Genomic DNA, 23,795 nt, shown 5'->3' with positions numbered 1-23,795 from the left:
GACCACGATGAGCCAGCACCGACGCCCAGACAGCCCACCCGCACGAACCCGACGACGGACGCTGGCCGCACGAGGGCTCGTGGCCTCCGTCGTCGTGCTCGCCGGGGTGATGACCACCGGCGCCGGCACCGCGTCGGCCGCCGTCGAGCGCATCGCCGGCAAGGCCCACCCCTCGACCTACGTGGGCGTCGAGGCCGTGCACGGAGTGGTCGGTGTGTGCACCGGCAACGGTCGCGCCGCGCCCACCACGCTCCTGCCAGGCACCAGTGTCTACGCGCCCACCTCGGCCTGGGCGCTGAACCACGTGACGAACGGCGACGGCTCCAACCTCGACGACACCACCGGCGCCGCCGTCGCCACGATCGTCAAGAACGATCCGGCGGTGCCGAGCAACCACAAGAACCCCACGCCCGACGTCGGCGTCGGAGGGCGCGTGGCCCAGATCGTGGCCGAGGCGAACGCCTACGCCGGCGCCAGGTCCATCCCGCTGGGGCTCACCTCGACCTCCACACCGCCCGGACTGACCTGGAGCCTCGGCGGCGTGGGCGTCCAGGCGCCCGGCGGCTGGATGCCCGGTCGCCTGATCACGCTGACCGCCAGCGGCCCGGTCGTCTTCGAGGCGACCGGCACGGCTTCGATCACCGTCACCTCGACCGGCGCCCCGCAGGAGGTCGGCCTCCGGGCCACGGGCAACGGCGGGTTCACGGTCTCGGCCGAGACGTCCGTGCCGTCGAACTACGTCACCTCGCACCCGTCGGAGAGCCCCGGCCACCAGCGGATCACGACGCGCGTGGGGGACGAGCCGCTGACCGGGTCCACGGGAGAGCAGCTCGCCGTCTTCGACTACGCGCCGTCGGCCGTCACCGACACCAGCGTGGTGACGGCCTCGGCTCCGGGCGTCGAGGTGCACGACACGATCCGCATCACCGGCGCCAAGCCGATGTCGACCCTCACCGGCCGCTCCACCCTGTTCGGGCCGCTGCCCGCCAAGCCGACCGAGTCGCCTGCGCCGCCTGCGGGCACGCCCGTGGTCGGCACGGTCGAGTACGAGGTCACGGTCGACGGCAGCGGCGCAGCCACGGTCGACACCACGTCGCTGACGCTGCCGGCCCAGGGGTACTTCGTCTGGCAGGAGGAGATCGACGGCGACCCGGAGAGCACGCCCAGTCCGCGCAACCGGGGGTTTGCCGGCAACTACGGCGTGGGCTCGGAGACGTCTCTGGTGGCACCTCCGCCGGACGTCTCGACCCAGGTCAGCCGCCAGGAGGTCGTCGTGGGTCAGCCGATCAGCGACACCGTCACGGTGACCGGCACGGTCTACGACCACGACGGTCGCGGCCCGATCAGCACGGTCCTGACCGGCCGCCTCTACGGACCGGTCGCCTCCGACGGCCGAGGATGCGGCGGCGCGGACTGGACGAACGCGCCGATCGCCCACGAGTTCGGGCCCACCCCGGTCACCAGCACCCAGCTGACGTTCACCGGCATCGGCGAGTTCACGCCGACTGAGCGCGGCTGCTACTCCTTCGGCGAGACCCTCGTCGCGACGAACAGCCAGGGTGCCGAGATCTACCGCGTCGACCACCCTGCCGGTCGCGCCGAGCAGACGACGCTCGCTCAGGTGCCGGAGGCGGTCACACAGATCAACGCGTCGGTGGTGGCACCGGGGGAGTCGTTCAGCGACACCGTGACCATCAGCGGCAGCGCGGGCGCCACGGGCACCTTCGAGGCGACGTTGTGGGGTCCGGTGGCGCCGAATGCGGAGCGAGGTTGCTGGCTCGATCCTGCGGTGTGGGGCGAGATGGTCGCGTCCGGCCAGGCGCCCCGGCACCACACCGAGACGGTCCCGTTCGCGGGCGACGGCGACGTGACCACCTCGGACGTGACCGTCACCGAGATCGGTTGCTACACGTGGTCGGAGACCTTCACGTTCGACGACGCACCCGGCACCGAGCTCGAGTCGCCGCCCGGTCTGGAGACGGAGACGGGCATGGTCGCCGAACCGACCATCGCGACCGTCGCGCAGGCGAGCACGACCTACCTCGGCGGCCGGTTCGAGGACGTCATCACGCTGGCCGGCACGCAGGGCCAGCCCGGCACCCTGACCGGGAAGGTCCTCACCGCATCGCCGGTGGGCGACGGCTGCACCGAGGTCGACTGGGCGGCGAACGGCACCGAGGCGGGGCAGATCGAGCCGATCGCCACGACCGACGACGGGGTCTTCACCTCCAGCGCGACCGTGATCGACGGCGACCACGCGCTCTGCGCGACGTTCGTCGTCTCGTGGACGCCCGACCACGAGAAGATGATCGGTGCAGCGGCGGTCGACGAGGCCGGCCTGCCCGCCGAGACGATCCTGTTCGTGCCGGAGGTGCCCGCGGTGCCGGCCGGCGAGCCGTCCGGAGCATCCGTGTCGGTGTGGTTCGTCCTCGGCCTGCTGCTGATGGCCGGTGGCGCTGGCTCCTCCGTGTGGCAGGTCCGGCGCCGGCGGACGACCGATGGCTGAGCGGGCCCGGCGGGCTCCGCTGGTCGCAGGCGTCCTCGCGGTCGTGCTCGGTGCGGTGGTCGTCGTGCTGGCCAGACCGGCGGACGGGCCGGCCCCGATCAGCTCGTTCCGCGCCCCGAACGCGAACCCGCAGGGCCCGACGGCCAGCGCGTCGATGAGCGCCGACGACATGGAGGACGGGTCGATCTTCATCCCGTCGCTCGACGTGCACGCCCCGATCGAGCAGGTCGGGGTCAGGGCCGGGGTGCTGGAGGTCCCCGGTGACCCGGCCGTCGTCGGCCAGGACGAACGCACCTCGCCGCTCTCGTCGCAGGAGGGATCGACCTTCATCGCCGGTCACGTGCAGGCAAGGGGCGAGGACGGGGCGCTGCACGACCTGCCCCTGATCTCGCCGGGCTCACGGATCTACACGCGCGACGACGCGGGTGAAGGGCGCGAGTGGGTCGTCGTCGCCCTCGAGACCTCGCGGGACAAGGTGATGGCGCGTGAGCACTTCGCCACCACGGGGGAGCGGCGCCTGACCGTCGTGACGTGCACCGGCCCGCTGGTCGTCAAGCAGGGACGGCGCAGCTTCCGGGACTCGGCGATCGTGACGGCCGTTCCGGCGGGCTAGGGACGGATCAGGGCGGCGGTGTCGGCCAGCGGGACGACGCCGTCGGCCAGCGTCAGCAGCTCAGCATCGGTCGTCACGAGGGCATCGGCCTGCAGGCGGGTCACGGCGAGGTACTCCGCGAGCCGCAGGTCCTCCAACCCGTGCTCTCGGGCGATCTGCCAGGCACCACGGCGCGAGACCCGGTCGCCCAGCAGACGCACCTTGATCTCGGTCATCGCCGTGTGGAGCTCGAGCACGGCACGGTCGTCGAGCTCACCATCAGCGGCGAGGGGGAGAAGCAGGGTGAGTGCCTGGGTCCGCAGCGCGCTCGGCGCGACGAGCTGGTGCGAGGGATGCGCGCGCTGCCCTGATCGGGCGAGGTGCAGCAGGGTGGCCGGATCGATGCAGTAGCGCGTCATCGGCCGGGAGTCAGTCGTCGGCGGGGCGCGTGGGGTTGACGCGACGCAGCGTGACGCTGGTCAGCTTGCCGTCCTCGTCGAACTCCGCGTCGGTGCGCGGCTGCTCGTCGTCGGCGGACGGGAGCACGGCACCGGCCTTCTTCTGGCGGTCGAGCTCCTCGCGGGCGTCACCGCGTCCGGGGCTGAACAGGTTCTCGACCAGGCCGAGACCGTTGCCGCCCGTGCCGAGGCCCGCGCGTCCGCCGGGCTGGTCGAGCGACCGCTGGAAGAGCCAGACGGCGACGAAGCCGGCGGTCAGGATGCCCCCGATGACGAGGACGGGTTCCAACCAGGACATGGGGCAACCCTACGCCTCGTCGGGTCGCCGCACCCGCCTTCCGGCGACGCGGGGCTCGGGCTCCTCGTGCTGGCGCGCCTGCGGAGCGAGCCAGACGGCGAACGCGGTGGTGACCGGCACGGCCAGCACCAGGCCGATCGCGCCGACGAGCGTGCGCACGACCTCCTGGGCGATCTCGCCACTCGTGAGCACGTCCACGAGCCCGCGCTGGTAGGCCGTGATCAGCAGCATCACGGTCATGGCAGACCCGGCGTACGCGAAGACGAGCGTGTAGACGCTGGAGGCGATGTGGTCGCGACCGATGCGCATCGCCGAGCGGAACAGCTCCCACGCGGACGCGAACGGCTGGAGGGCGCGCAGCTCCCAGACCGCGCTGGCCTGCGTGACCGTCACGTCGTTGAGCACGCCGAGCCCGGCGATGACCATGCTCGCCGCGACGATGCCCTGCATCTGCAGCTGGGGCACGGTCGCGAGCAGCAGGGCGTCGTCCTCGGAGGTCAGGCCGGTCAGGTGCGACCAGTCAGTGCCGATGAGCCCGGCTGCGGCGGTGAACGCGATGCCGAACAGCGTGCCGAACAGGGCCGACGTCGTGCGGATGGAGATGCCGTGGGCCAGATAGAGAACGGCGATCATGATGCCCGTCGAGCCGACCACCGCGATCAGCAGCGGTGCCTGGCCGGAGAGGATGCCGGGCAGCACGAACGTCATGAGGGCCAGCAGCGTCACGCCGATGCCGACGAGGGCGAAGAGCCCGCGCCAGCGACCGATCAGGGCCACCAGCACCGCGAACGCGATGGCGAGGGCCGCGAGCGGGAACCCGCGCACGAAGTCGCGGAACTCGTAGCCGAACGCGCCGCCCTCGATCTCGTACTGCACGAGCCGCACGTGGTCGCCCTCGGCGACGGTCCCGGCGACGTAGTTCGTGGAGTTGAGCTGGAACTCGGCGGTGTCGCCCTCGGCCTCGCCCTGCTCGACCGTGGCGGTGACGTTCGCGCACTCGCCCGCGACGGTCGGCATGCTGTCGATGTCGACCTCGCCGGTGCTGCCGCAGTCGAACGGCTCGAGGCCGGTCACGGTGGCCTCGACCGTCGTGACGCCCTCGCCGCCGAACGGGTCGGTGTTGCGGGGGACGTCCTCCGCGGAGGGCCAGAGCATCGCCATCGCGATGCCCGTGGCCACCGCGATCGCGGCGACGATGCCGCCCAAGGTGCGGGCCAGCTGGGGTCGAGGAGGGCCGACATCGAGGGAGCCGTGGCCGTGCGTGTGTGACACGATGCCAGGGTGTCACGCGAGGCTTCCCCGTCCGAAGGTCCCACGCCGGAGCACCTGCCCGGAGGCTCGGGCGGCGTCTGGAAGGTGGGCCGCACGGTCCGCCGTCCCACCGGCCCCTGGACCCCGGCGGTGCACGAGCTGCTGACCTGGCTCGCCGACGAGGGGCTCGGCGGCATCCCGCACGTCGGAGGCATCGACGACGAGGGCCGCGAGATCGTCTCCTACGTCGAGGGTCGCGGCGTGCCGGTCGACGACGAGGTCGTGCTCGACGACGTGCTGGTCGAGGCGGTCGGCTGGCTGCGCGACTTCCACGACCTGGTCGACTCCTTCCGACCCGACAGCCCACGCATCTGGCGGCAGACGGGGGAGGAGCCCGTGGAGCTCGAGCAGGGCCAGATCATCTGCCACAACGACCCGGGCGCCTACAACTGGATCATCCAGAGCGGCCACTTCGTCGCGATGATCGACTGGGACCTCGCCGGTCCGGGCGACCCGCTCGACGACCTCGCCTTCCTCTGCTGGACCGCGATCCCGCTCTACCGCGACATCGGTGCCGCCGAGACGGCCCGCCGCCTCGACCTCGTGGTCGACGCGTATGCCGAGTGCGGCCCGCTGACTCTGCTCGACGCCGTCGACCGCCGCATGACCATGGCCACCGAGCGCATCGCCGCGGGCATCGAGCGGGGCGATCCGGGGATGCTCAACCTGCAGACCAAGGGCGAGCCCCAGCGCACCCGCGACCGGGTCGCGGCGTTCCGCGAGCGTCGCGCCGAGATCGAGGCGGCCCTGTCATGAGCGATGGCGGCACGAGCGACATCGAGCGGCTCGGGCTCGAGCCCCACCCCGAGGGTGGCTGGTTCGCCGAGACCTGGCGCTCCCCGGTCGAGGTGACGCTGCCGGACGGGCGCGTCCGGGCGACCGCGACGCTGATCCACTTCCACCTGCCGGCCGGGGAGTCGTCCGCCTGGCACGCCGTCGCCTCCGACGAGCTGTGGATCGCCCAGTCGGGCTCGGTCACGCTGGAGCTCGCCGGGGCGGGAGAGCAGCCGGGTGCCGAGGTCGTCACGCACACGTGCGCCGTCGACGCCGAGCCTCAGGTGCTCGTGCCGGCCGGCGTCTGGCAGCGGACCGTCCCGAGCGACGCCGATGCCTTGGTCAGCTGCCTCGTCTCGCCCGGCTTCGACTTCGCCGACTTCCGCCTCGAGGGCTGAACCGCGGGTCGCGTCCTGCTACTGGGCGCGCATCTGCTCGACGGCGAGCTTGGCGTCGCCGTCGAACATGACCTTGCCCTCGCGCAGCAGGATGCCGCGGCTGCAGAGGTCCGAGACCATGTTGAGGTCGTGGCTGACGACCACGAGCGTCTTGCCGGCCGCCTGCAGCTCACGGATGCGCTCGAGGCACTTGCGCTGGAACGGCTCGTCGCCGACCGAGAGGATCTCGTCGACCAGCAGGATGTCGACCTCGGTGTGCACCGCGACGGAGAACGCCAGGCGCAGGAACATGCCCGAGGAGTAGTGCTTGACCTCGGTGTCGATGAACTTCTCGATCTCGCTGAACGCGACGATGTCGTCGAAGCGGGAGTCGATCTCGTCCTTCGTCATGCCGAGGATCGCGGCGTTGAGGTACACGTTCTCGCGTCCGGACAGGTCAGGGTGGAAGCCGGCGCCCACCTCGATGAGCCCAGCGATTCGACCGCGGATGCGCACCGTGCCCGCATCCGGGCGCAGCACGCCGGAGATCAGCTTGAGCAGCGTCGACTTGCCGGAGCCGTTGAAGCCGAGCAGCGCGACGGACTCGCCCGCCTCGATCGCGAAGTCGACCCCGCTGAGGGCGTCGAACGTCGAGGAGATCTTGCGGCCGCGGACGAGCGCGACCATCGACTCCTTGAGCGAGTGCGTGTGACGCAGCAGGAAGGTCTTGCGCACGTCGGAGACGGCGACGGCGGTGCGGTCGGTGACCTGCACGCGGGCCTCAGAGGTCCTGGGCAAAACGACCCTCCAGTCGGTGGAAGACGAACTGGCCGGCGGCGAGCACGATCAGCGAGGACAGCAGGCCGATGCCGGCGAAGAGCCACGTGTCGGGGGCGACGGTGCCGTTGCTGGTGGTCGGCTCCCAGAAGCCCTGGTGCATCAGGTTGACCGCGGAGGTGACGGGGTTGAGCTGGTAGATCGTGAAGAGCCAGTCCGGGACGACGTCCTTGACCATGTTCCACTGGTAGAGCACCGGCGCGGCCCACGGAGCGACCATCACGATCAGCTCGACGAAGTTCTGCGAGTCGCGGTACGAGACGTTCGCCGCACCGAAGAGCATGCCCAGGCCGAGCGCGAAGATCATGATGATCGCGATCGCCAGGAGCACCCCGAGCACCTGCAGCACGGTGGGCGTCCACCCGATGGCGAGGCACACGACCAGCAGGATGCCGACCTGCGGCAGCAGGTTGACGATCGCGACGAAGACCGTGGCCACGGGGAACAGTTCGCGCGGCATGAAGATCTTCTTGATCAGCGGACCGTTCTCGACCAGCGAGCGGGTGGAGTTGGTGAACGACTCGCTGAAGAAGTTGACCAGGATGAGGCCCGAGAACAGGTAGATCGGGTAGTGCTCGATCGTGTCGTTCAGACGCAGGAACACGCCGAGCGCCAGGAAGTAGACCGCGAACAGCGCGGCCGGCTTCACGAACGACCAGGCCCAGCCGAGCACCGAGCCGCGGTAGCGGACCTGGACGTCCTTGCGGGTCAGGAGCTGCAGCAGGTAGCGGCGTCGGAAGACGTCGACCAGGCCGAGCCCGCGCCCCGGGTCGACCAGCTCGGGCACCGGGTCACCAGCGCGTACCGACACGTGCTCTCCTTCGTGGTCAGCGCCTCGAGCGCCCTGACGGTCGCAGTGAGTGTAGCCGGGCGCGCTCCGGTAACGTGGAGGGCTGTGTGTCCTGCGGTGCCACCGCGCCGCGACCCACGCCCCGTCGTCCAACGAGCAAGGAATCTCCCGTGGTGAATGCTGATCTGCTGATCGTCGGTTCGGGCTTCTTCGGCCTGACGATCGCCGAGCGTGCTGCCGAGCACGGCCAGAAGGTCGTGGTCATCGACCGTCGCTCGCACCTCGGCGGCAACGCGTACAGCGAGTTCGAGCCGGAGACGGGCATCGAGGTCCACCGCTACGGCGCGCACCTGTTCCACACCTCCAACGAGCGCGTGTGGGAGTACGTCAACCGCTTCACGGCCTTCACGAGCTACGTGCACCGCGTCTACACCGTCCACAAGGGCGAGGTGTACCCGCTGCCCATCAACCTGGGCACGGTCAACCAGTTCTTCCGCTCCGCGCACTCGCCCGACCAGGCCCGCGCGCTGCTGGCCGAGCAGGCCGGCGAGTTCGAGTCCGCCTCCGCGTCGAACCTGGAGGAGAAGGGCATCAGCCTGATCGGCCGCCCCTTGTACGAGGCGTTCATCCGCGACTACACCGCGAAGCAGTGGCAGACCTCGCCCACCGAGCTGCCGCCGGAGATCATCAGCCGCCTGCCCGTGCGCTACACCTACGACAACCGCTACTTCAACGACACCCACGAGGGCCTGCCGGTCGACGGCTACACCGCGTGGCTCGAGCGCATGGCCGACCACAAGAACATCGAGGTCCGGCTCGACACCGACTTCTTCGACGACTCCCACGACGCCAGCAAGGCGCAGACGCTCGGCCAGCTGCCGATCGTCTACACGGGCCCCGTCGACCGCTACTTCGACTACTCCGAGGGTCACCTGTCGTGGCGCACGCTCGACTTCGAGGAGGAGGTGCTGCCGGTGGGTGACTACCAGGGCACCTCGGTCATGAACTACGCCGACTCGGACGCGTCCTACACGCGCATCCACGAGTTCCGCCACTTCCACCCCGAGCGGGACGCGCCGAAGGACAAGACCGTCATCATGCGCGAGTTCTCGCGCTTCGCCGAGGGCGACGACGAGCCGTACTACCCGGTCAACACCCCCGAGGACCGCGAGATGCTGCTGGCGTACCGCACCCGCGCGGAGGCCGAGCCGCAGGTGCTGTTCGGTGGCCGCCTGGGCACGTACCAGTACCTCGACATGCACATGGCGATCGGCTCGGCGCTGTCGATGTTCGACAACCAGCTGCCCGAGCTGATCCCCGCCCTGAACGACGTCACGCCGGCGAGCAAGGCGTGAGCGAGAACCAGGGCTTCCGGTACACCGCTGCGCTCGCGGCGGAGATCGAGCAGCGCTGGCAGGACCGCTGGGAGGCCGAGGGCACGTTCCACGCGGTCAACCCCGAGGGCGACCTGGCCGACCCCACGGCCGGTGAGCTGGGCGAGAAGTACTTCCTGATGGACATGTTCCCGTACCCCTCGGGTGCGGGCCTGCACGTCGGCCACCCGCTGGGCTACATCGCGACCGACGTCGTCGGCCGCCACCAGCGCATGCTGGGCAAGAACGTGCTGCACGCGCTGGGCTACGACGCGTACGGGCTCCCGGCCGAGATCCACGCGATCTCGACGGGGGAGCACCCGCGCGACAACACCCTGGCCAACATCGCCAACATGCGGCGCCAGCTGCGGCGCCTCGGCCTGGGCCACGACGAGCGCCGCTCGTTCGCGACGATCGATCCCGACTTCGTGCGCTGGACGCAGTGGATCTTCCTGCAGCTGTTCAACGCCTGGTTCGACCCCGAGCAGCAGAAGGCACGCCCGATCGCCGAGCTGGTCGAGAAGATGGGCACGTCCGACCCCGCCGTGATCGACACGCACCGCCTGGCCTACGTGTCGGAGTCGCCGGTCAACTGGTGCCCGGGCCTGGGCACCGTGCTGGCCAACGAGGAGGTCACGGCCGAGGGCCGCTCCGAGCGCGGCAACTTCCCGGTGTTCACCCGCAGCCTGCGGCAGTGGAACATGCGCATCACCGCCTACTCCGACCGCCTGATCGACGACCTCGAGCGCGTCGACTGGCCGGAGCCGGTCAAGCTGATGCAGCGCAACTGGATCGGCCGGTCCCACGGCGCGCACGTCGACTTCGCGTCGCCCGCCGGCCCGATCCGGGTCTTCACGACGCGCCCCGACACGCTGTTCGGCGCGACGTTCATGGTGCTCTCGCCCGAGCACCCGCTGGTCGACGCCCTGACCACGCCGGAGCAGGCCGAGACGGTCGCCGCCTACCGCGAGACGGCCGCGGCCAAGACCGACGTCGAGCGCCAGGCCGACAAGCACAAGACCGGCGTGCTGACGGGCAGCACCGCGACCAACCCGGTCAATGGTGAGCAGATCCCCGTGCTCGTGGCCGACTACGTCCTGATGGGCTACGGCACCGGCGCGATCATGGCCGTCCCCGACGGCGACGCGCGCGACGCCGAGTTCGCCGAGGTCCTGGGCCTGCCGACCGTGGAGGTCATCGCGGGCGACACGATCGTGAACTCCTCCAACGACGACGTGAGCCTCGACGGCCTGTCGGTCGACGACGCGAAGTCGACGATCATCGCGTGGCTCGAGACCAGCGGTCACGGCACCGGCACCACGACGTACCGCCTGCGGGACTGGCTGTTCAGCCGCCAGCGCTACTGGGGCGAGCCGTTCCCGATCGTCTACGACGAGCACGACAACCCGATCGCGGTGCCCGACCACATGCTGCCCGTCGAGCTGCCCGAGGTGCCGGACTACAGCCCGCGCACGTTCGCGCCCGACGACGTCACGAGCGAGCCCGAGCCGCCGCTGGGACGCGTCGACGAGTGGGTGCACGTCACGCTCGACCTCGGTGACGGCCCGAAGCAGTACCGCCGCGAGACCAACACGATGCCCAACTGGGCCGGATCGAGCTGGTACGAGCTGCGCTACGCCGACCCGCACAACGGCGATGAGCTCGTCTCGGCCGCGAACGAGGAGTACTGGCTCGGGCCGCGCGAGACCGGTGGCACCGGCGGAGTCGACCTGTACGTCGGCGGTGTCGAGCACGCCGTGCTGCACCTGCTGTACGCGCGCTTCTGGCACAAGGTCCTGTTCGACCTGGGCCACACCTCGAGCGAGGAGCCGTTCCACCGGCTCTTCAACCAGGGCTACATCCAGGCCTACGCCTTCACCGACGCCCGTGGCACCTACGTGCCCGCCGACGAGGTCGAGGAGACGGTGTCCGACGCCGGCGTCCCGACGTTCACCTGGAACGGAGAGCCCGTCGACCGCGAGTACGGGAAGATGGGCAAGTCGCTCAAGAACGTCGTCACGCCCGACGAGATGTACGACGCGTACGGCGCCGACACGTTCCGCGTCTACGAGATGAGCATGGGCCCGCTCGACGTCTCGCGACCGTGGGAGACGCGCGCCGTCGTCGGCTCGCAGCGCTTCCTGCAGCGCGTGTGGCGCCTCGTCGTCGACGAGGAGACCGGTGAGTCCGTCGTGACCGACGCCGAGCTCGACGCCGCCACTCTGCGCGTGCTGCACCGCACGATCGAGGGCGTCGCGGCCGACATGGACGGGCTGCGGTTCAACACCGCGATCGCGAAGCTCATCGAGCTGACGAACCACCTGACGAAGGCCGAGGTCACCGCCCGCGCGGCGATCGAGCCCCTCGCGCTGATGCTCGCGCCGCTGGCGCCGCACCTGGCCGAGGAGATCTGGGCCCGCCTGGGGCACGAGGGCTCGCTCGCGCGGGCGCCGTACCCGGTAGCCGACCCGGCCCACCTGGTCGCCGACACGGTGCTGTGCATCGTGCAGGTGCAGGGCAAGGTGCGCGCCAAGCTCGACGTCGCGGCCGACGCGACCGAGGAGCAGCTCACCGAGCTGGCTCTCGGTGAGGCCAACGTGCAGCGGGCGATCGACGGCCGCGAGGTCCGCAAGGTCATCGTCAAGGCGCCGAAGCTCGTCAACATCGTCGTCTGATGCTCGAAGGGCGTGCCTTCCGGCGCGGTCAACCTCCCGGGGGCTACGCCTGCCCGCTATAGACTCCGCGCATGGCCGGGAAACGACGCACGAAGAAGTCCGCGGCGTTCCCCGGGGGCGTTGCGGTCGTCACCGACTCGACGGCGTCGCTCGATCCCGCTGACGCCGAGCGTGAGGGGATCGCCGTCGTCCCGCTCAGCGTCGTCGTGGGAGCCGACACCTACACCGAGGGCGTCGACACGTCCGCCGACCTGATCGCCGCGGCGCTCAAGGAATTCGTGCCGGTCAGCACGTCCCGCCCCAACCCGGACGAGTTCGCGGAGGTCTACGCGCGTCTGGCCAAGGAGGGCGCGACGTCGATCGTCTCGGTGCACCTGTCGAGCCGCATGTCGGGCACGCTCGACTCCGCGATGCTCGCCGCCAAGCGCTCGCCGGTGCCGGTCTCGGTCGTCGACTCGCGTCAGGTCGGGCTCGCGACCGGCTTCGCGGCCGGTCTCGCGGCGCGGGCCCGCGGTGAGGACGTGAGCCCGGAGGACGTCGCCGAGGTCGCCCGGGTCGCCGGGTCCAGCTCCACGGCCCTGATCTACGTCGACACGCTCGAGTACCTGCGTCGCGGCGGTCGGGTCAACGCGGTGGGCGCCCTGATCGGCTCGGCCCTGGCGGTCAAGCCGCTGCTGACGATCACCGACGGCCTCGTCGTGCCGCTCGAGAAGGTGCGCACCTCGGGGAAGGCCATCGCCCGCATGGAGACGCTCGCGGCCGAGGCCGCCGAGCAGCTCGACGGCTACGACATCGGGGTGCAGCACCTCGCGAACGCGCCCGTGGCCGAGCAGCTCGCCGAGCGGCTGGCCAAGCGGCTCGAGCGCGACGCCATCGCGGTCGACGAGGTCGGCGCCGTGATCGGTGCGCACGTCGGGCCGGGCACGGTCGCGGTCACCGTCACGCCGCACTGAGCGTCGTCCAGCGGCAGCTCCGTCCACAGGCCGCGTCGTCCACAGGCCGCCGGTTCGTCGGCCCGCGGGAGGCTCCGGCCACCTAGCGTCGGGACGTGGACACCGAGGAGACCCGCGCGGAGATCGCCCGCCGCAGACTCGCGCAGCTCGTCGCGTCCTTCGACGAGCACGTGCCTCCTCCGGCGCACGGAGCCCCGGTCGCCGAGCCCACGACTCCGCCTGCGGTGCCGGTTCCCGCCGCGCCGCTCCATCGGCGCGTCACCCGGCTGCACGTGCGGGTGGTGGTGGCGGTCGTGGTCGGAGCCGCGGTCGTGCTGGCGTGGTCGGTGCTGTCGGGCCGTCCCCAGGCCGACCCGGCCGGCGTCGGCGACGCTCCGGCGGTCTCGGAGGCCACCGAAGGGCCGGTCGAGACCGGCGAGATCGTGGTCGACGTCGCCGGACTCGTGCAGCGTCCCGGCATCGTCGCGCTCCCGGCGGGCTCGCGGGTGCACGAGGCGATCGAGGCCGCCGGCGGGCTGGCCGGCGTCGTCGACACCTCGGGGCTGAACCTGGCGCGCAAGCTCGTCGACGGTGAGCAGGTGCTGGTGGGCGTCGCACCCGTCGCGCCGGCCGGCTCCGGCTCGACCCCAGGTGGAGCCACGAACCTCAACACGGCGACGGCCGACGAGCTCGACGAGCTGCCCGGGGTCGGCCCGGTCACGGCGCAGTCGATCATCGACTGGCGCACCGAGAACGGGTCGTTCACGAGCGTCGACGACCTGCTCGAGGTGCGGGGCATCGGCGAGGCGACGCTCGCCGATCTCCGTGACCTCGTCACCGTCTGACCCCGTGACCTCGTCACCGTCTGACCCCGTGACCTCGTCACCGGATGAGGCGCTGCTGCGGCCTCGGCACGACCTGCGCCTGGTGCCGGCGGCGGCACTGGCGTGGGCGCTTGCGGCCTGGGCCGTCGGGCAGCCGTCCTGGGTCGCGCTCACCGCGGCGGGTGCATGCGTCGCGCTGGCAGCGCTGGTGCGGCGTCCGGTCTTCACCGTCTCCGCGTGCCTCGTCGGGGTCGTGGCGGCGTCCGCGGCGTGGCAGGTCGCCGCGGTCGAGGGTTCTCCGGTGCGTGCGTGGGCCGAGCGAGGGGTGACCGTCGAGGTGGTCCTCGAGGTCACGGTCGACGGACGTGCGTATCGCGCCCCAGGCGGCGACGGCGTGGTGCTGGCCGGCCAGGTGGTCGAGGGCACGAGCCGGCTCGGTGCGGTGCGCGACGGCGGTGCCGTGACGGTCTTCGTGCCGGCCACGGCCACCGAAGTCGACGTGCGTGACCTGACGGTCGGTCGCCGTGTCGCGGTCACCGCTCGGGCCTCGCCGTCGGACGATCCCGCCGAGGTCGCCGTGCTCGGCGCCCTCGACGTCGAGGTGCTGCCGGGCGTGCCGTGGTGGTGGGCCATGAGCGAGCGGGTGCGCACCGGCGTGCGGGAGTCGGTCTCGCACGAGCCGCTCGACCCTCGTGCCCTGGTGCCGGCCCTGGTCGACGGCGACGACGCAGCCGTCTCCGACCCGCTCGAGGAGGACTTCCGCCGGAGCGGGCTCACCCATCTGCTCGCGGTGTCCGGGACCAACCTCACGATCGTGCTCGCGGCCGTGCTCGGCGTCGCCCGGGTCCTCGGGGTGCGGCGCCGGTGGTGGGTGGTGCTGGGACTCGTGGCGGTCGTGGGCTTCGTGCTCGTCGCCCGCCCCGAGCCGAGCGTCCTGCGTGCGGCGGCGATGGGCGTGGTGGGCATCGTCGCGCTCGGCGTCGGTGCCGCCGGCGGGGTGCGGGCGCTGGCCGTGGCCGTGCTGGCGCTGCTGGTGGTCGACCCGTGGCTGGGTCGCTCACCCGGCTTCGTGCTGTCGGTGTGTGCCACGGCGGGCATCGTCGTGCTGGCGCCGCCGCTCGTCACGCGGATGCGCTGGCTGCCGCGGTGGGCGGCCGTCGCGACCGCCGTGCCGCTGGCGGCGCAGGTCGCCTGCACGCCGGCTCTCGTGGCGCTCAGCGGCGAGCTGTCGGTCGTCGCGGTGCTGGCCAACATCGTGGCGGCGCCGGCGGTCGCGCCCACCACGGTCGCGGGCCTGCTCGGGGGCCTGCTGTGGCTTCTGCACCCGGCGCTCGGATCGGTGGCCGGGACCATTGCTGCCCTCGGGGCGCGGTGGCTGGTCGGTGTCGCCCGGCACGCCGGCGGGCTCGACGGTGCTGCCGTCTCATGGGCGGGCCCGTGGTGGGTCAGCCTCGTGGTCGTCCCCGTCGCCGCGGTCGTGCTCTGGTGGCTGCTGCGTCGCCCGGCCGTCACGATCGGGCTCGTCGTCGGACTGGCCGTCGTCGTCTGGCGACCGCCGAGCCCGGGCTGGCCGCCGGACGACTGGGTGCTGGTGGCGTGCGACGTCGGACAGGGCGACGGTCTCGTGATCGATGCGGGGGAGGGGCGCGCCGTCGTGGTCGACACGGGGATGGAGCCCGAACCCATCGATCGCTGTCTGAGCCGGCTCGGCATCGACCGCGTGTCGGCCCTGGTGCTGACCCACGCCGACGCCGACCACGTGGCGGGGTGGCAGGGCGTGACGCGCGACCGCGCGGTCGACACGGTCGTGGTGGGGGCCTCGGGCGGGCCGGACGTCCCAGGCGTGCCCGTCGAGCTCGCGGCGGCCGGTGACGTGATCGAGGTCGGCCCGGTGCGGCTCGAGGTGCTGTGGCCCCTGGAGCGGGAACCGACCCCGGGCGAGGACCGCAACGACCTGAGCCTCGTGCTCCGACTCGAGGTCGACGGCGTGCGGCTGCTGCTGACGGGAGACGTCGAGCCGGAGGCGCAGCGGGCCATCCTGCGAGCCGGCACCGACGTCCGCGCCGACGTGCTGAAGGTGCCGCACCACGGCAGCGCGCACCAGGACCCCGACTTCGTCCTGGCCACCGGGGCGTCCGTCGCGCTGCTGAGTGCCGGGCGCGACAACGACTACGGCCACCCCGCGCCGTCGACGCTCGAGCTGCTCGCCCGGCTCGGGGCGACCTGGTGGCGCACCGACCTTCAGGGCGACCTCGGGGTCGTCGTGCGCGACGGTGGACTCCGTGTCCTGACGCGCGACTAGACTCGCGTGCGTGCCCTCGGTCTTCGGCAGGATCCTGCTCATCACGGGCGGATCGGAGTTCCTCGCCGACCGCACCCGTCGCCGGGCCGTCTCCGCCGTCCTGGCCGAGGAGCCCGAGTGCGAGGTGTCGGAGTGCGTGGCCGGGCAGCTCGTCCCCGGTGAGCTCCTGACCCTCACCAGCCCCTCGTTGTTCAGCACCGCCAGCGCCGTGGTGGTGCACGACCTGCAGGACCTGGGCGACGACGTGCAGGCCGAGCTGCTGGCCTACGCGGCCGAGCCCGCCCCCGAGGTCGCGCTCGTGCTCGTGCACGGTGGCGGCCAGAAGGGTCGCGGCGTGCTCGACAAGCTCCGCAAGCTGAGCGCGGTCTCCGAGGCCAAGCAGGAGGCCCCGAAGTACGAGCGCGACCACGCGGGCTGGGTGCGCGCCGAGGTCAAGCGCCTCGGCACCTCGATGTCCGACGAGGCCGCCAGCACCCTCGTCACCGCGGTGGGCCTCGACCTTCGGGCGCTCGCCGGTGCGGCCGACCAGCTCGTGGCCTCGGTGCCCGAGGGCGACGACATCTCCGTCGAGGTCGTGCGCCGGTACTTCGGCGGTCGCGCCGAGGTGCGCGGCTACGAGATCGCCGACGCCGTGCTCGACGGGCGGCTCGACATCGCGGTCGAGCGCCTGCGCTGGGCGTTTGCCTCGCGCACCTCGCCGGTCGTGGTGGTCTCGGCCGTCGCGTCCGGCGTCCGACAGCTCGTCCGCCTCGCCACGGCCCCCCAGGGACTTCGCGACGCCGACCTCGCGAAGCACGTCGGCGCTCCTCCGTTCAAGATCCAGGGGATGCGCCGTCAGCTGCAGCAGTGGGACGCCACCGGGCTGCAGGGTGCGCTGGCCGCCGTGGCGCAGGCCGACCTCGACGTCAAGGGCGCCACGGCCGACCCGGAGTACGCCACCGAGCGCATGGTGCTGCGCGTCGCGTCCCTGCGGCGCCGTCCGTCCCGCGGATGATGCGGTCGTGACGCCACCCCGGCAGGGCTCCGCACGCCTGGCGGGCATCGACCTGGCCCGCGCGGTGGCGCTGCTCGGCATGATGCTGGCGCACCTCGGGCCCCCGTGGACGGGGTACGACTGGCCGCCGGTCTCGGAGTGGCTGGCCTCGGGTCGCGCCGCGCCGCTGTTCGCCGTGCTGGCCGGGCTGAGCGTGGGTCTCATGACCCGCCTCGACCCCGAGGGCACCGGCACCCGCGCCGCGGTCGTGCGACGAGGCGTCGCGCTGATGGTGATCGGCCTGGGTCTCGCGGCCCTGCCCGACCTGACGATCCTGGTGATCCTGCCGTGCTACGCGCTGCTGGTCGCGGCGACCGTGCTCGTGCGCCAGCTCTCGACCCGCGCCCTCGCACTCCTGGCCGGGGGATGGATCCTGCTGTCGCCCGCGGCGCTGTTCGGGCTGCGGCACCTCGTCGACCCACCGGTCAGCGACGTCATCCAGCCGTCGTTCGCCGGGGGACTGGGCGAGCTGCCCGTCTCGCTGCTGCTCTGGGGCGGCTACCCGGCCGTCGTGTGGTTCGGGTACGTCCTCGTCGGTCTCGTGCTCGCGCGGCTCGACCTGCGCAGCGCTGTCGTCGTGCGGCGCCTCGTGGTCGGAGGAGGGGTCGCGACGGTCGCGGCCCTCTGGATCGCCGCCACGGCGCTCTTCCTGGGGGCGTTCCAGGACCAGGTCTTCGGCGACCCGGCGGTGGAGCAGCTCTTCTGGTCGTCCTCCCAGCTCGACCCGCTCGACCCGACCTGGTTCCTCGCGGCCGGGCAGCACACGTCGACACCGCTCAACGTGATCGGAGCGACCGGGTCGGCCGTGCTCGTGATCGGCCTGTGCCTCCTGGTGTGCCGATCCGGCGCCGGCACGCGGATCACCACGCCGTTGCGGTTCGCGGGCTCGATGACGTTGACGCTCTACGTCATGCACGTCGTGCTCACGTGGGCGAACCGCCAGCACGAGGCCAGCTTCACGGGCGGCTACTACCGCGAGTGGTGGGTGCAGGTGCTGCTGCTCGTGGCCCTCGCCTGGCTCTGGCGCGCGCTCGTGCCGCGAGGCCCGCTCGAAGCCCTGGTCCGCTGGTTCTGCCTGCCCTGGCGCCGCACCCGCGCTGGGCGGTGAGTCCTCCACCGAATGGCGGGGCGGACGGGGGTCGGCGGTGAGTGTTCCACCCTATGAGTGCTCATACGGTGGCTAACTCACCGTCCACCCCTGGCGGGAGGGGTTTTCGGTAGAAGACTCACCGCCCAGCCCGGGCAGCCCCCGGACATGACACGACCCCGGCCGGTGGCCGGGGTCGGTCGTGAAGCTGGAGTCAGCTGCGGCTCAGAGCGAGGCAGCCTTCTTGGCGATGGCCGACTTGCGGTTGGCCGCCTGGTTCTTGTGGATGACACCCTTCGAGGCGGCCTTGTCGAGGCGACGGTTGGCCTCGGCGGCGAGCTTCTTGGCGTCGTCGTTGTTGCCGGCGTCGGCAGCCTCGGTGAAGCGGCGGATGGCCGTCTTCAGCGCGGAACGGACCGACTTGTTGCGCTCACGGGCAGCCTCGTTCTGACGGTTGCGCTTGATCTGCGACTTGATGTTCGCCACGGGGCGTACCTGTTCTTTCGATGGAGACGTGCAGGAAAAGAAGTGTGGTGGCGTGCCAGAGCACGCGACCGCCAACCCTACCATCGGCGTCCGGTGGCTCCCAAATCCGGACAGGTCACTACGATCGGCCCTCATGGAGACTCTCTACGACGTGCTGGTGTGGGTGCACATCGCGAGCTGGGCCGCGGTCCTGCTCGGGTACGTGCTCGTGCTGTCGTCTCCGCAGATCAACGGCCTCATGGCCCACGGTCTCAGCGCTGCGTGGCTCCTCGGGATCATCCTGGTCGCGATCGCCTCCATGAGCGACGACGTCGCCGACCCGAACCACGCCAAGGTCGCCGTGAAGCTCGTGATCGCCACCGTGGCGGTCGGGCTGGCCCACGGCACGCGCAAGAAGCCCGCCCCCAACCCCCTGGCCCACGTCGTGGCGGCGCTCGTCGTCGTCAACGTCGGCCTCGCCTACCTCTGGTGACCACCACATGACGCCCCCCACGCCCTCGACGCCTCCCGCGGTCGGGTCCACGCCCCCCGGCCTGCTGCGGAACTTCTGCATCATCGCCCACATCGACCACGGCAAGTCGACGCTCGCCGACCGCATGCTGCAGATCACCGGCGTCGTCGACGAGCGCGCCGCGCGCGCCCAGTACCTCGACCGCATGGACATCGAGCGCGAGCGCGGCATCACGATCAAGAGCCAGGCCGTGCGCATGCCGTTCCGCAAGTCCGACGGCGACGACGCCGGCACGGACTACGTGCTGAACATGATCGACACACCCGGCCACGTCGACTTCACGTACGAGGTCAGCCGTTCGCTCGAGGCGTGCGAGGGCGCGATCCTGCTGGTCGACGCCGCGCAGGGCATCGAGGCGCAGACGCTCGCGAACCTCTACCTGGCGATGGACGCCGACCTGCACATCATCCCGGTGCTCAACAAGATCGACCTGCCGGGCGCGCAGCCCGAGAAGTACGCCGAGGAGATCGCCGGCATCATCGGCGGCAACCCCGACGACGTGCTGCGAGTCTCGGCCAAGACGGGCCAGGGCGTCGAGGAGCTGCTGAACCTCATCGTCGACGAGGTCCCGCCCCCGCAGGGCGATCCCGACTCCCCGCCGCGGGCGCTGATCTTCGACTCCGTCTACGACACCTACCGCGGCGTCATCACCTACGTCCGCGTGTTCGACGGCAAGCTCAGCCACCGCGACAAGATCAAGATGATGTCGACCGGTGCCGTGCACGAGATGCTCGAGGTCGGCGTCATCAGCCCCGAGCCGGTCAAGGCCGACCACCTCGGCGTCGGCGAGGTCGGCTACCTCATCACGGGCGTGAAGGAGGTCCGTCAGTCCCGCGTGGGCGACACCGTCACCTCGAACGCCCGGCCGGCCACCGAGCCGCTCGGCGGCTACGCGCACCCGAACCCCATGGTGTTCTCGGGTCTGTACCCGATCGACGGCGACGACTTCGCGACGCTGCGCGAGGCGCTCGAGAAGCTGCAGCTCAACGACGCCGCCCTGGTCTACGAGCCCGAGTCGTCCGGTGCGCTGGGCTTCGGCTTCCGCATCGGCTTCCTCGGCCTGCTGCACCTCGAGATCGTGCGCGAGCGGCTCGAGCGCGAGTTCAACCTCGACCTCATCGCGACGGCGCCCAACGTCGTCTACCGCGTCGAGCTCGAGGACGGCTCGGAGCACGTCGTCACGAACCCGGGCGACTACCCGAACTCGGGCAAGATCTCGAAGGTCTTCGAGCCCGTCGTGTCGGCCACCGTGCTCGCGCCGAGCGAGTACATCGGCACGATCATGGAGCTCTGCCAGGCGCGGCGCGGCCAGCTCGTCGCGATGGACTACCTGTCCGAGGACCGCGTCGAGATCCGCTACACGCTCCCCATGGGCGAGATCATGTTCGACTTCTTCGACGCGCTGAAGAGCCGCACGAAGGGGTACGCCTCGCTCAACTACGAGCTGTCGGGCGAGCAGGCGGCCGACCTCGTGAAGGTCGACATCCTCCTGCAGGGCGAGATCGTCGACGCGTTCAGCGCGATCGTGCACCGCGACAACGCCTACACGTACGGGGTCGCACTCGCGGGCAAGCTCAAGGAGCTCATCCCGCGCCAGCAGTTCGAGGTGCCCATCCAGGCCGCGATCGGCGCGCGCGTGATCGCCCGCGAGAACATCCGCGCGATCCGCAAGGACGTGCTCGCCAAGTGCTACGGCGGCGACATCAGCCGCAAGCGCAAGCTGCTCGAGAAGCAGAAGGAGGGCAAGAAGCGGATGAAGATGGTCGGCCGCGTCGAGGTCCCCCAGGAGGCGTTCATCGCCGCGCTCTCGACCGGCGACGGCCCGTCCTGACCCGCAAGCCCCCGGCATCGCCCGTGTCGTCCCACCTCATCACCAGGAGCTCCCATGCTTGACCAGCTGAAGAAGCGCGTGCGCGAGAAGCTCGTCCACGTCGTCGAGGACGCGGTCCGGCGCCAGAACGAGGAGCTCCACCGTCAGGTGCGCGAGCTGAACGAGCAGGTCGCCGGGCTCGAGCTGCGCGACCGCCGCGACATGTTCGCCGCGGCCGAGCGCGAGGCCGTCACGTCGAGCGCCGCGTACGTGGGCCAGCACTTCTCGGGGGCGACCTGGCACCCGCACCCGCACGAGACGCTGCGTGCCGCCCTGGCTGCCGCGCCCACCGGCGGCATGGCCCTGGAGTTCGGCGTCTTCTCCGGCACCACCCTGCGCATCATCGCCCGTGAGCGCCGCGGCGAGGTGTACGGCTTCGACGTCTTCAGCGGTCTGCCCGAGGACTGGCGCCCCGGCTTCCCCGCCGGCACGTTCGAGGTCGAGGACCTGCCGAAGGTCGCCTGCGCCGAGCTCGTGGTCGGCCTGTTCGAGGACACCCTGCCGGGCTTCCTCGCCGAGCACGACGGCCCGATCGACCTCCTGCACGTCGACTGTGACCTCTACAGCGGCGCCGTGACGGTGCTGGAGCTCGCCGGCGACCGTCTGCGTCCCGGCTCGATCGTCATCTTCGACGAGTACCTCAACCACCAGAACTGGCAGCAGGGCGAGTTCAAGGCGTGGGCCGAGCACGTCGCCCGCACGGGCATCTCCTACGAGTACGTGGCCTACACCTTCGACCACGAGCAGGTCGTCGTGCGCGTCACCGACGTGCCGTCGAACCCCGCCTGAGACGGCGGTCCTGGGCGCCTGGCACCGCCCGAATGCGTGCCGGGCGCAACCAAGATCGTAGTGACCGGACAGTAGGTTAGGGTGATCCGCACCACACGCCCCGTAGCCCTGTGAGGACCGCATGAGCCCCCTTGTCCTGACCCCGCAGCAGCAGGCCCAGATCGACGACCGAGCCCCGAGCATCGGCCGACTGTTCCTGAACCGCGTCGCCGAGACGCCGCAGCGCGAAGCCTTCCGTTACCCCGACGCCAACGAGCGCTGGCACTCCCTGTCCTGGGGAGAGGTCGGTGAGCGCGTCAACAAGCTCGCCGCCGGTCTGGTCTCGCTCGGACTCGAGAACGAGTCCCGCGCGGCCGTCGCGTCCGGCACCCGCGTCGAGTGGATCCTCGCCGACCTGGCGATCAACGCCGCCGGCGGCGCCACCACGACCGTGTACCCCTCGACCGTCTCCGACGACGTCGCGTACATCCTGTCCGACTCGGGCAGCGTCATCGTGTTCGCCGAGGACGACGAGCAGATCGCGAAGCTCCAGGAGAAGAAGTCCGAGCTCCCCGACATCACCAAGGTCATCACCTTCGACGGCAAGACCGACGGTGACTGGGTCATCAGCCTGACCGACCTGGAGAAGATCGGCGAGGCCCACCTCTCCGACCACCCTGACGTCGTCGAGCAGCGCGTCGCGGCCATCAAGCCGGACGACCTCGCGACCCTCATCTACACCTCGGGCACCACGGGCCGCTCCAAGGGCGTGCGCCTGAGCCACAGCGGCTGGGTCTTCGAGGGTGCGGCCATCCAGGCCAACGGCATCCTCACGGTCGACGACCTCGAGTACCGCTGGCTGCCGATGGCGCACTCGTTCGGCAAGGTCTTGCAGATGACGCAGCTGCAGATCGGCTTCGCCGCTGCGATCGACGGCCGCGTCACCAAGATCGTCGACAACCTCAGCATCGTGAAGCCCACGTTCATGGGCGCCGCGCCGCGCATCTTCGAGAAGGTCTACGGCCGTGTCGTCGGCATGATGGAGGAGGACGGTGGCGCCAAGCTCAAGCTCTTCCGCTGGGCCGAGAAGGTCGGTCTGGAGCACTCGCGCCGCACCCGCGCCGGCCAGCCGATCCCGGTCGGTCTCAAGGTGCAGCACGGACTCGCCGACAAGCTCGTCTTCGGCAAGATCCGTGACCGCTTCGGTGGCCGCGTGCGCTTCTTCATCTCGGGCTCGGCCGCGCTGTCGGCCGACGTGGCCGAGTGGTTCCACGCCGCCGGCGTCATCATCCTCGAGGGCTACGGCCTGACCGAGACCTCCGCCGGCTCCACGGTCAACCACCCCGACCACCTGAAGCTCGGCACGGTCGGCCTGCCGTTCCCCGGCGTCGAGATCAAGATCGCGGCCGATGGCGAGGTGCTCATCAAGGGCCCGAACATCATGCACGGCTACCACAACCTCGACACCGCCACGAAGGAGACGCTCGACGCCGACGGCTGGCTCGCCACGGGCGACATCGGCGAGCTCGACTCCGAGGGCTTCCTGCGCATCACCGACCGCAAGAAGGACCTCTTCAAGACGTCGGGCGGCAAGTACGTCGCCCCGTCGCACGTCGAGGGCGTCTTCAAGGGCGTGTGCCCGCTGGCCAGCCAGATGATCGTGCACGGCAACGACCGCAACTTCTGCTCGGCGCTCATCACGCTCGACCCCGACGCCATCGCGGCGTGGGCCGAGAGCCACGGCAAGTCGGGTCAGTCGTACACCGAGGTCGTGCAGTCGCCCGAGATCGAGAAGCTCGTCGCCGGCTACGTCGAGGAGCTCAACTCCAAGCTCAACCGCTGGGAGACGATCAAGAAGTGGAAGATCCTCCCGAACGACCTGTCGATCGAGTCCGGCGAGCTCACGCCGAGCCTCAAGGTCAAGCGCAAGGTCGTCGAGGACAACTACCGCGAGATCCTCGACGGGTTCTACGCCGGGGTCTGACGGTTCC

General features: G+C 71.0%; 21 protein-coding genes. 15 read left to right on the top strand and 6 right to left on the bottom strand.

Annotated elements, in window-relative coordinates; genetic code table 11:
- Positions 1-79: 79 nt before the first annotated feature.
- Entirely contained in the window at positions 80-2,506 is a 2,427-nt protein-coding gene (locus LO931_RS01525; RefSeq protein ID WP_229051439.1) for a hypothetical protein, read from the top strand.
- Positions 2,499-3,119, top strand: coding sequence for a class F sortase (locus LO931_RS01520; RefSeq protein ID WP_229051438.1), 621 nt, complete (start codon positions 2,499-2,501; stop codon positions 3,117-3,119). Before LO931_RS01525 ends, LO931_RS01520 begins: the two co-directional genes overlap by 8 nt.
- On the opposite strand, the gene LO931_RS01515 is transcribed toward LO931_RS01520, so the two are convergent.
- From LO931_RS01515 to LO931_RS01505, 3 genes are read right to left on the bottom strand one after another with little or no spacing between them, the layout of a single operon-like run.
- Positions 3,116-3,517, bottom strand: a complete 402-nt coding sequence (locus LO931_RS01515; RefSeq protein WP_229051437.1) for a hypothetical protein — start codon at positions 3,515-3,517, stop codon at positions 3,116-3,118. The two genes, LO931_RS01520 and LO931_RS01515, sit on opposite strands and share 4 nt — an antisense overlap.
- 10 nt (positions 3,518-3,527) lie before the next feature.
- Positions 3,528-3,854, bottom strand: coding sequence for a hypothetical protein (locus tag LO931_RS01510; protein WP_229051436.1), 327 nt, complete (start codon positions 3,852-3,854; stop codon positions 3,528-3,530).
- Between the two features lie 9 nt (positions 3,855-3,863).
- Positions 3,864-5,126: a YibE/F family protein gene (locus LO931_RS01505; RefSeq protein WP_229051435.1), complete on the bottom strand. Its 1,263-nt coding sequence runs from the start codon at positions 5,124-5,126 to the stop codon at positions 3,864-3,866.
- A 9-nt stretch (positions 5,127-5,135) separates the two neighbouring features.
- Here LO931_RS01505 and LO931_RS01500 point away from each other — a divergent pair, with 9 nt between their 5' ends.
- Together LO931_RS01500 and LO931_RS01495 are read left to right on the top strand one after the other, a co-directional pair.
- Positions 5,136-5,921, top strand: coding sequence for a phosphotransferase (locus tag LO931_RS01500; RefSeq protein WP_229051434.1), 786 nt, complete (start codon positions 5,136-5,138; stop codon positions 5,919-5,921).
- Positions 5,918-6,337 carry a cupin domain-containing protein gene (locus LO931_RS01495; protein WP_229051433.1) on the top strand — a complete coding sequence of 140 codons (420 nt, stop codon included), beginning with the start codon at positions 5,918-5,920 and terminating at the stop codon, positions 6,335-6,337. Before LO931_RS01500 ends, LO931_RS01495 begins: the two co-directional genes overlap by 4 nt.
- 18 nt (positions 6,338-6,355) lie before the next feature.
- On the opposite strand, the gene LO931_RS01490 is transcribed toward LO931_RS01495, so the two are convergent.
- A complete protein-coding gene (locus LO931_RS01490) occupies positions 6,356-7,090 on the bottom strand; it encodes an ABC transporter ATP-binding protein (protein ID WP_229051432.1) in 735 nt (244 codons plus the stop codon).
- Between the two features lie 7 nt (positions 7,091-7,097).
- A complete protein-coding gene (locus LO931_RS01485; protein WP_229051431.1) occupies positions 7,098-7,964 on the bottom strand; it encodes an ABC transporter permease in 867 nt (288 codons plus the stop codon).
- 152 nt (positions 7,965-8,116) lie between these two features.
- Here LO931_RS01485 and glf point away from each other — a divergent pair, with 152 nt between their 5' ends.
- The 7 genes from glf (at position 8,117) to LO931_RS01450 (ending at position 18,190) form a co-directional block, all read left to right on the top strand.
- Positions 8,117-9,298: a UDP-galactopyranose mutase gene (gene glf, locus LO931_RS01480; RefSeq protein ID WP_229053046.1), complete on the top strand. Its 1,182-nt coding sequence runs from the start codon at positions 8,117-8,119 to the stop codon at positions 9,296-9,298.
- Positions 9,295-11,991, top strand: a complete 2,697-nt coding sequence (gene leuS, locus LO931_RS01475; RefSeq protein WP_229051430.1) for a leucine--tRNA ligase — start codon at positions 9,295-9,297, stop codon at positions 11,989-11,991. Before glf ends, leuS begins: the two co-directional genes overlap by 4 nt.
- Positions 11,992-12,062: 71 nt before the next feature.
- Positions 12,063-12,944, top strand: coding sequence for a DegV family protein (locus tag LO931_RS01470; RefSeq protein WP_229051429.1), 882 nt, complete (start codon positions 12,063-12,065; stop codon positions 12,942-12,944).
- A gap of 95 nt (positions 12,945-13,039) precedes the next feature.
- The gene (locus tag LO931_RS01465) at positions 13,040-13,768 is read left to right on the top strand and encodes a ComEA family DNA-binding protein (RefSeq protein ID WP_229051428.1); all 729 of its coding nucleotides are present in this window, start codon (positions 13,040-13,042) and stop codon (positions 13,766-13,768) included.
- Positions 13,769-13,796: 28 nt separating this feature from the next.
- Positions 13,797-16,049: a DNA internalization-related competence protein ComEC/Rec2 gene (locus tag LO931_RS01460; RefSeq protein ID WP_229051427.1), complete on the top strand. Its 2,253-nt coding sequence runs from the start codon at positions 13,797-13,799 to the stop codon at positions 16,047-16,049.
- 10 nt (positions 16,050-16,059) lie between these two features.
- Positions 16,060-17,043, top strand: coding sequence for a DNA polymerase III subunit delta (holA, locus tag LO931_RS01455; protein ID WP_229051426.1), 984 nt, complete (start codon positions 16,060-16,062; stop codon positions 17,041-17,043).
- Between the two features lie 7 nt (positions 17,044-17,050).
- Entirely contained in the window at positions 17,051-18,190 is a 1,140-nt protein-coding gene (locus LO931_RS01450; protein WP_229051425.1) for a DUF418 domain-containing protein, read from the top strand.
- A gap of 204 nt (positions 18,191-18,394) precedes the next feature.
- On the opposite strand, the gene rpsT is transcribed toward LO931_RS01450, so the two are convergent.
- Positions 18,395-18,655 (bottom strand): 30S ribosomal protein S20, encoded by a 261-nt coding sequence (gene rpsT / locus LO931_RS01445; protein WP_229051424.1) that lies wholly within the window; start codon positions 18,653-18,655, stop codon positions 18,395-18,397.
- 133 nt (positions 18,656-18,788) lie between these two features.
- Between rpsT and LO931_RS01440 the strand changes: the two genes are divergently transcribed.
- The 4 genes from LO931_RS01440 to LO931_RS01425 all read left to right on the top strand — a co-directional run bounded on the left by LO931_RS01440 (position 18,789) and on the right by LO931_RS01425 (position 23,788).
- Entirely contained in the window at positions 18,789-19,127 is a 339-nt protein-coding gene (locus LO931_RS01440) for a hypothetical protein (RefSeq protein ID WP_229051423.1), read from the top strand.
- A gap of 7 nt (positions 19,128-19,134) precedes the next feature.
- A complete protein-coding gene (gene lepA, locus LO931_RS01435; protein ID WP_229051422.1) occupies positions 19,135-20,997 on the top strand; it encodes a translation elongation factor 4 in 1,863 nt (620 codons plus the stop codon).
- Between the two features lie 54 nt (positions 20,998-21,051).
- Positions 21,052-21,825 (top strand): class I SAM-dependent methyltransferase, encoded by a 774-nt coding sequence (locus LO931_RS01430; protein ID WP_229051421.1) that lies wholly within the window; start codon positions 21,052-21,054, stop codon positions 21,823-21,825.
- Positions 21,826-21,946: 121 nt separating this feature from the next.
- Entirely contained in the window at positions 21,947-23,788 is a 1,842-nt protein-coding gene (locus tag LO931_RS01425) for a long-chain fatty acid--CoA ligase (protein ID WP_229051420.1), read from the top strand.
- The last annotated feature ends 7 nt before the right edge of the window (positions 23,789-23,795 follow it).

The sequence above is a fragment of the Aeromicrobium sp. Leaf350 genome, assembly GCF_916858655.1.
In the GTDB taxonomy this organism is placed as follows: domain Bacteria; phylum Actinomycetota; class Actinomycetes; order Propionibacteriales; family Nocardioidaceae; genus Aeromicrobium.
The sequence above is the reverse complement of the archived record's forward strand: the minus strand, read 5'-3'. Positions and strand labels throughout refer to the sequence as shown.